This is a genomic window from Streptococcus parasanguinis (genome assembly GCF_001578955.1).
GTDB lineage: Bacteria > Bacillota > Bacilli > Lactobacillales > Streptococcaceae > Streptococcus > Streptococcus parasanguinis_U.
The window spans coordinates 26,392-33,323 of sequence record NZ_KQ969691.1 but is presented as its reverse complement, the minus strand read 5'-3'; the positions used below and the strand labels follow the sequence as shown (position 1 = coordinate 33,323).

General features: G+C 43.2%; 9 protein-coding genes. All 9 read left to right on the top strand.

Annotation, left to right across the window (positions count from 1 at the left end; translation table 11 throughout):
• Nucleotides 1-229: 229 nt before the first annotated feature.
• Nucleotides 230-787, top strand: a complete 558-nt coding sequence (locus SPADD19_RS06950) for an SP0191 family lipoprotein (RefSeq protein ID WP_049488686.1) — start codon at nucleotides 230-232, stop codon at nucleotides 785-787.
• A 133-nt stretch (nucleotides 788-920) separates the two neighbouring features.
• The gene (locus SPADD19_RS06945) at nucleotides 921-1,112 is read left to right on the top strand and encodes a hypothetical protein (RefSeq protein WP_003015470.1); all 192 of its coding nucleotides are present in this window, start codon (nucleotides 921-923) and stop codon (nucleotides 1,110-1,112) included.
• Nucleotides 1,109-1,303 (top strand): hypothetical protein, encoded by a 195-nt coding sequence (locus tag SPADD19_RS06940; protein ID WP_049518146.1) that lies wholly within the window; start codon nucleotides 1,109-1,111, stop codon nucleotides 1,301-1,303. Before SPADD19_RS06945 ends, SPADD19_RS06940 begins: the two co-directional genes overlap by 4 nt.
• Entirely contained in the window at nucleotides 1,290-2,207 is a 918-nt protein-coding gene (locus SPADD19_RS06935) for an ABC transporter ATP-binding protein (RefSeq protein ID WP_061455613.1), read from the top strand. Before SPADD19_RS06940 ends, SPADD19_RS06935 begins: the two co-directional genes overlap by 14 nt.
• The gene (locus SPADD19_RS06930) at nucleotides 2,176-2,907 is read left to right on the top strand and encodes an ABC transporter permease (protein ID WP_061455612.1); all 732 of its coding nucleotides are present in this window, start codon (nucleotides 2,176-2,178) and stop codon (nucleotides 2,905-2,907) included. Before SPADD19_RS06935 ends, SPADD19_RS06930 begins: the two co-directional genes overlap by 32 nt.
• Complete coding sequence (locus SPADD19_RS06925) at nucleotides 2,904-4,001, top strand: sensor histidine kinase (RefSeq protein WP_061455611.1); 1,098 nt, start codon at nucleotides 2,904-2,906, stop codon at nucleotides 3,999-4,001. Before SPADD19_RS06930 ends, SPADD19_RS06925 begins: the two co-directional genes overlap by 4 nt.
• 1 nt (nucleotide 4,002) lies before the next feature.
• The gene (locus SPADD19_RS06920) at nucleotides 4,003-4,602 is read left to right on the top strand and encodes a response regulator transcription factor (protein ID WP_061455610.1); all 600 of its coding nucleotides are present in this window, start codon (nucleotides 4,003-4,005) and stop codon (nucleotides 4,600-4,602) included.
• A 189-nt stretch (nucleotides 4,603-4,791) separates the two neighbouring features.
• The gene (locus SPADD19_RS06915; RefSeq protein ID WP_049483534.1) at nucleotides 4,792-6,492 is read left to right on the top strand and encodes an acetolactate synthase large subunit; all 1,701 of its coding nucleotides are present in this window, start codon (nucleotides 4,792-4,794) and stop codon (nucleotides 6,490-6,492) included.
• Nucleotides 6,485-6,932, top strand: a 448-nt coding sequence (gene ilvN, locus SPADD19_RS06910; RefSeq protein WP_061455609.1) for an acetolactate synthase small subunit, incomplete at its 3' end; no start/stop codon positions are given. The genes SPADD19_RS06915 and ilvN, both read left to right, overlap by 8 nt.

Sequence of the window (6,932 nt, the reverse complement as noted above, 5' to 3'; positions counted from 1 at the left end):
AAGAAAAACTAGATAGTATTTCCAAGAAGCTTATTAGATTTTGTACTTTGAAAGCGAAGCGAGTATTTACTAGGACAAGAATAGGGAGTATCAAATAGTCTCAACGAAGGTTTTATTTCCAAATAAAGAGCTTGAAATGGCTGGGAAATGGTTTGAGTGGTGGAGTTTTTAGACAAGAAAGACGCGATATGTTATACTGGTATCAGTATGTGAAAGGAGAGTTATAAAAATGAAGAAATTTTTTGTAACCCTTGGGCTAGCCATTTTGGTATTGACTGGTTGTTCGCAATCCCAAACGAAGAAAACTACAACCGCTAGCTCATCTAGCAGTTCCTCTGTTAAAAAAGAAACAAAAACTGAAGAAAAAACAACAGTATTAGTTGGGAATATCAATGGTGCTAAACATCGGGATGTTATCCAATCTAAAGGGGATAAGGTTGAAAGTCTTCGTATCGAAGTGACAGCTGATTTGCCCCAACAACTTAGTACAATTTCTGCAGAAAAATCACCTGAAGAGCTCACAGCAGCTATTCAAGCTTTGCTGGAGCAAAATGAAGACTATAAGAAGCTAAAAACTGTTCCCGGTTTTAGTTTGGAATACACAGTCACCCCAGAAAAGAAATTGCTCTCAACCAGTGTGATTGACCTCAACCAAATTGATGCCAAGTCTCTAGAAGAAATTTCTTACTTCAAAGATGCTGGTCTCAATGATTTGAAAAATATGAAGGCTGATGCTTTGATCAAAGCTTTGAAATTACACGGTATGAAAATCGAAGAAGGTCAGTAAGAAGAATAGAAAAAGTCGAGTGAAGTCACTTGGCTTTTTTTAGTGACTTTTGTCATGTAAGCGAGTGACAAAATCATCTAGTTGCCTCTTCTTCCTTTTCATATAATAAAGTTAGAAAGTAAGAGGGTTGAAAATGAAACAATGGATCTATAAAGTATTTACGTTAACAGTGGTTGGAATGGTCGTCTATTTGGTCTTTTCAAAGGATGATAGCCTCTATTACCATTTTCCTTGGGAATTATTTGCTGGGCTTGGCATGATGAGCTGGGTGGTACAGGAAGTTTTGAAAATGGTCAAGGCGGTAAAAAAGGAAATGGAGCAATGAAAAAACTAGAAATTGGATTGGTTTTTGCTTTGTGCCTGGTTTTGTGGATAACAGAGATGATGACGGGCTGGTTTTCTGCCCATTTTGCTAGCTGGTGTTTCCAAACGGTTTTGGGAGTGACCTTGGTTGTTTTTGTCATCATTCCTGCTAGCCAAGCCTGCTTGAAAGGAGAGTATCATGAGTGTCATTAGAGTAGAGAACTTGAAAAAAAGTATCAAAGGAAAAGTAATTTTAGAAGATCTTTCTTTTGTGGTTGAACGGGGGGATTGTCTGGCCTTGATTGGCCCAAACGGAGCTGGGAAAACAACCTTGATGAACTGCCTTCTAGGAGATATGAAGGTGACTTCTGGGATCGTTGAAGTAGAGGGGAAGGCACCTGGTCATCCTCAGTTAAAGGCTAGTGTATCCTATCTCCCTCAAGAGAATGCCATCGTTCAAAAGTTAACTGTACAGGAACTGATCAACTTCTTTCGCTCTATTTATCCTAAACCCTTAACAGGGGAAGAAATCGATGATTTATTACGTTTTAGCTTGGAACAAAAGAAGCAATTGGCTAGTAAGTTGTCTGGTGGTCAAAAGCGCCTCTTATCCTTTGTTCTAACCTTGATTGGTCGTCCTAACTTACTTTTCTTAGATGAGCCAACTGCGGGAATGGATACGTCCACTCGCCAACGCTTCTGGGAGATTGTTGGGCATTTAAAGGAAGAAGGTGTAACCATTGTCTATTCTTCGCATTACATCGAGGAAGTAGAGCACACGGCCGATCGAATTTTGGTCTTGCATCAGGGACATTTGCTTCGGGATACGACGCCACTAGCTATGAGAAGCGAAGAGGTAGAAAAACATTTCACATTGCCTTTGCGCTATCAAGCTCTAGTGGCAGAGATGGAAGGCGTTGGTGAAGTGGTTGTTAAACCCGATGCCCTTCAGGTTGTGACACGCGATGCCAATCGTTTGTGGAGGCGATTGCAAGAAGAAGGATGTTCGATCCAAGAAATCGAAGTAACCAATCGAAGTTTATTGGATTCTATTTTTGAAAATACAAAGGAAGTAGGTAGAGAAGATGAAACGCATGAAAGCTCTCGGCGTGGTTGAGTGGCATTTGACCAGTCGCCAAGCCATTTATTACTTGTTATCAATTGGGATGCCCACGGCCTTTTATCTCTTCTTTTCAGGTATGTACCAGGATACACCAGGGGATTTCATGAGGGATTATCTTTTGTCCATGACGGCTTTTTCCATGATGTCTACGGCTCTATTTTCTTTTCCAACGGTTCTTGAGACCGATCGACTCAATAATTGGCAAAAAGTCTTGCGCCATACCCCCGTATCTATGGTAGAATATTATCTAATAAAGGTTGTGGGTCTCTTTGTCGATTTTCTCCTATCGATTGTAGTTGTCTTTACCGTGGGACATGTGGTGCGGCATGTGAATATGCCCCTGCAGGATTGGGTCTTAGGAGCCTTCCTTCTCATCTTAGGAAGTCTAGCTTTTGTAGCGATTGGTCTGGTCTTGACCTTGCTTCCTTCTAGTCAATTGATGTCGGTCGCGGGCAATCTCCTTTACATGGGACTGGCTGTCATGGGTGGACTATGGATGCCCATTAGTCTCTTTCCAGAATGGATGCAAGCCATTGGCAAATGCCTACCAACCTATCAATTGATGGAACTGATCAAGACCTTTTTAAATAAGGGACAGGTTAATGTCTTTGCGAGTGTCTATTTAACCTTGTTTATCCTGGTCTTGTTTGCCCTTGTTATCATCTATCGTCGTCATTCTGAGGTTCGTTCATGATTGAAAAACTCAAACATATTCACCATGTGTTTTACGTAGGCTTAATTTTTATGGCCTTTCCCTTTGCTTCTATTTTCTTAGGGCAGATTCCCTGGTGGCATTTCTTTTTAGCCATCTTCTTTATGATAAGCTATCTAGGAATCCTCATTACTGAAAATAAGAAACTGACCTGGCTTTTTTGGATTTATCTTCTACTTTATATTGCAGGAAATACCTTTTTTGTTGGAACTAGCTTTTGTTGGTTTTACTATTATCTGAGCAATATTTTGCTCTATCGTTTAGGGATTCGCGATTTTCGCTCGCCCTTTCTTTGGACGGCTGTTGGATCACTACTGATCCTTTTTGGAGCCCTGTTATTTAATAGGGAGATGAGAGAAAATGATTGGCTTTTTGTACTGATTATTTGTTTGTTCATCGCGATTATGACCTATAGTATGGCCCGGGCTGAGATGATGGAAGAATTGAAAGCTGAGCATGCCAAGCAAAATGCCCAAATCAATCTTTTGCTGGCAGAAAACGAGCGCCATCGGATTGGCCGTGATCTGCATGACAGCCTGGGACACACCTTTGCCATGCTGAGTGTCAAGGCAGACCTAGCTGATCAATTCTTGGCATTGGGTCAGGTTGAGAAGGCCCAGGAACAGGTGCAAGAGATTCAAGCCATCAGTCAAGAGTCCATGCACCAAGTCCGAGAGATTGTCGAGAACTTGAAGCAGCGAACCCTGGCAAGAGAGCTAGAAACCGTCAAGCAAATGCTCGAAGTGGCTCAAATCAAAGTGGAGATTCAAAACGAGCTTGATACAGCTAGTATCTCGCCAATTTTAGAGTCTGCTCTGGCCATGGTGTCTCTGGAATTAGCTACCAATATGATCAAACACGCTAAAGCGACGCAAGCTCTTCTCTCTTATCGCTCCACCGAGACAGGTGTGGAAATGGTCGCAGAGGATAATGGCATCGGCTTTGACAAAGTCTCTGACGAAGATCTGCACTCGATTCGCGAAAGGATTGCCTTGTTGGGAGGAGAGCTGGAGATCAGTCATCAACACAAGCCGACCCGGATAGAAATACGGATCCCCTATCAAGAAAGGAAATAAGATGCGCTTATTAGTTGCTGAAGACCAAAGTATGTTGCGCGATGCTCTCTGCCAGCTCTTGCTCCTGCAAGAGGATGTGGAAGATGTCTTGCAGGCAGGCGATGGGCAAGAGGCCATTCGCTTACTCGAAACACATCCAGTCGATATTGCGATTTTAGATATCGAAATGCCCATTAAAACTGGGTTAGAAGTGTTGGAATGGGCTAAACGTCAACAACCCCAGCTCAAGGTCGTCATCGTTACCACCTTTAAGCGACCGGGCTATTTCGAGCGGGCCCTCAAGGCTGGAGTCGATGCCTATGTCTTAAAAGAACGCCGCATTACGGATTTGATGGCGACTCTTCATGCAGTATTAGCAGGGCAAAAAGAATATTCTCCTGAATTAATGGAAGGGATTTTAACCCATCCCAATCCTCTAAGCCCTCAAGAAAAGGCAGTTTTAAAAGAAGTCGCGAAAGGGGCTTCTAACCAAGAAATTGCTGATCGCTTATTCCTCTCAAACGGAACCATCCGCAATTATATGTCAGCCATTCTGACCAAGTTGGATGCGGAAAACCGGACCGAGGCGGCAAAGATCGCCCAAGAAAAGGGTTGGTTATAAGGAAGAAAAGTTTCTAGGATTTCCTAGAGACTTTTTTTTCTGATAGACGTAGCATTTTTAGAAAAACTCTCATTATTCGGATTTGAATAGAAAATTCAGAAAATTTACTATTTTTCCTTGAAATATTTTCTAAAAATGGTATGATAGTAGCATGCTAATTTGATATACAAAGTACTGGAAAGGAGAGACATGGAGAAAATTACCTTAGAAACTGCAAAAACCGGTTCAGAGCTCGTTCTTGAAACCCTGCGTGATTTGGGCATTGACACGATTTTTGGTTATCCTGGTGGAGCGGTTTTGCCTTTATACGATGCCATCTATAGCTTTGAGGGTATCCAGCATATCTTGGGTCGTCATGAACAAGGATGCTTGCATGAGGCTGAAGGCTACGCTAAATCAACTGGAAAGCTGGGTGTCGCAGTCGTCACTAGTGGACCGGGGGCGACCAATGCCATTACAGGGATTGCAGATGCCATGAGCGATAGTGTTCCCCTACTAGTCTTCACTGGTCAAGTCAATCGTGCGGGGATCGGGAAAGACGCTTTCCAAGAAGCGGATATTGTGGGAATTACCATGCCCATCACCAAGTACAACTATCAAGTACGTGAGACGGCAGATATTCCGCGAATTATCACCGAAGCTGTCCATATTGCGACGACCGGCCGTCCTGGTCCGGTGGTAATTGACCTTCCAAAGGATGTGTCTGCTTTAGAGACAGATTTCATCTATGAACCAAGTGTGAAGCTTCCAAGCTACCAGCCAACCATTGAACCTAATGAATTGCAGATCAAAAAGATTTTGAAGCAATTGAGTAAGGCTAAAAAACCAGTTCTTCTTGCTGGTGGTGGAGTGAGTTACGCTGGAGCTGCAAAAGAGTTGATTGCTCTAGCAGAGCGCTATCAGATTCCAGTAGTGACCAGTCTGTTAGGTCAAGGAACGATTGCAACCAGTCATCCTCTTTTCCTAGGGATGGGAGGAATGCATGGATCCTTCGCGGCCAATATCGCTATGACAGAGACGGATTTCATGATCAGTGTTGGTTGTCGATTTGACGACCGTTTGACAGGGAATCCAAAGACTTTCGCTAAAAATGCTAAGGTTGCCCATATCGACATTGATCCTGCAGAGATTGGGAAGATCATTGCTATCGACATTCCTGTGGTTGGCGATGCAAAGAAAGCCTTGCAACAGTTGCTAGCAGAGCCAACGGTTCATAACAACACTGAAAAGTGGATCGAAAAGGTGACCCAAGATAAGAACCGGGTTCGTTCTTACGATAAGAAGGAACGGGTTGTGCAACCACAAGCTGTGATTGAACGCATTGGAGAGTTGACCAAGGGGGACGCTATTGTCGTCACAGACGTTGGACAACACCAAATGTGGGCAGCTCAATACTATCCTTACCAAAATGAGCGCCAATTGGTAACATCTGGTGGACTAGGAACGATGGGATTCGGTGTTCCTGCAGCTATCGGAGCGAAAATTGCCAATCCAGATAAAGAAGTTGTTCTCTTTGTCGGAGATGGTGGTTTCCAAATGACCAACCAAGAATTGGCGATCTTAAATATTTATAAGGTTCCGATCAAGGTTGTTATGCTCAACAACCACTCGCTTGGGATGGTCCGCCAATGGCAAGAAGCCTTCTATGATGGTCGGACATCAGAGTCAGTCTTTGATAGCCTTCCAGATTTCCAATTGATGGCGCAAGCTTACGGGATCAAGAATTATAAATTTGATAATCCTGAAACCCTAGAGAAGGATTTGGAAGTCATCACAGAAGATGTACCAATGTTCATCGAAGTAGACATTTCTCGGAAAGAGCATGTCTTACCGATGGTACCAGCTGGTAAGAGTAATCATGAGATGTTGGGGGTGAAGTTTAATGCGTAGAATGTTAACAGCCAAACTTCAAAACCGCTCAGGTGTTCTGAACCGCTTTACAGGAGTCTTGTCGAGACGTCAGGTCAATATCGAAAGTATCTCTGTTGGCGCAACAGAAAACCCTAATGTATCGCGGATTACCATTATCATTGATGTTGCTTCGCATGATGAAGTAGAGCAAATCATCAAACAACTCAACCGCCAGATTGATGTGATTCGCATTCGTGATATCACAGATAAACCACACTTGGAGCGCGAAGTGATCCTGGTAAAAGTTTCTGCACCTGCTGAGAAGCGAGCAGAAATCTTGGCCATTATTCAACCTTTCCGTGCGACCGTGGTCGATGTGGCTCCAAGCTCTATCACCGTTCAAATGACGGGAAATGCAGAAAAGAGCGAAGCCCTTATTCGGGTTATTCGTCCGTATGGGATTAAAAACATCGCTCGCA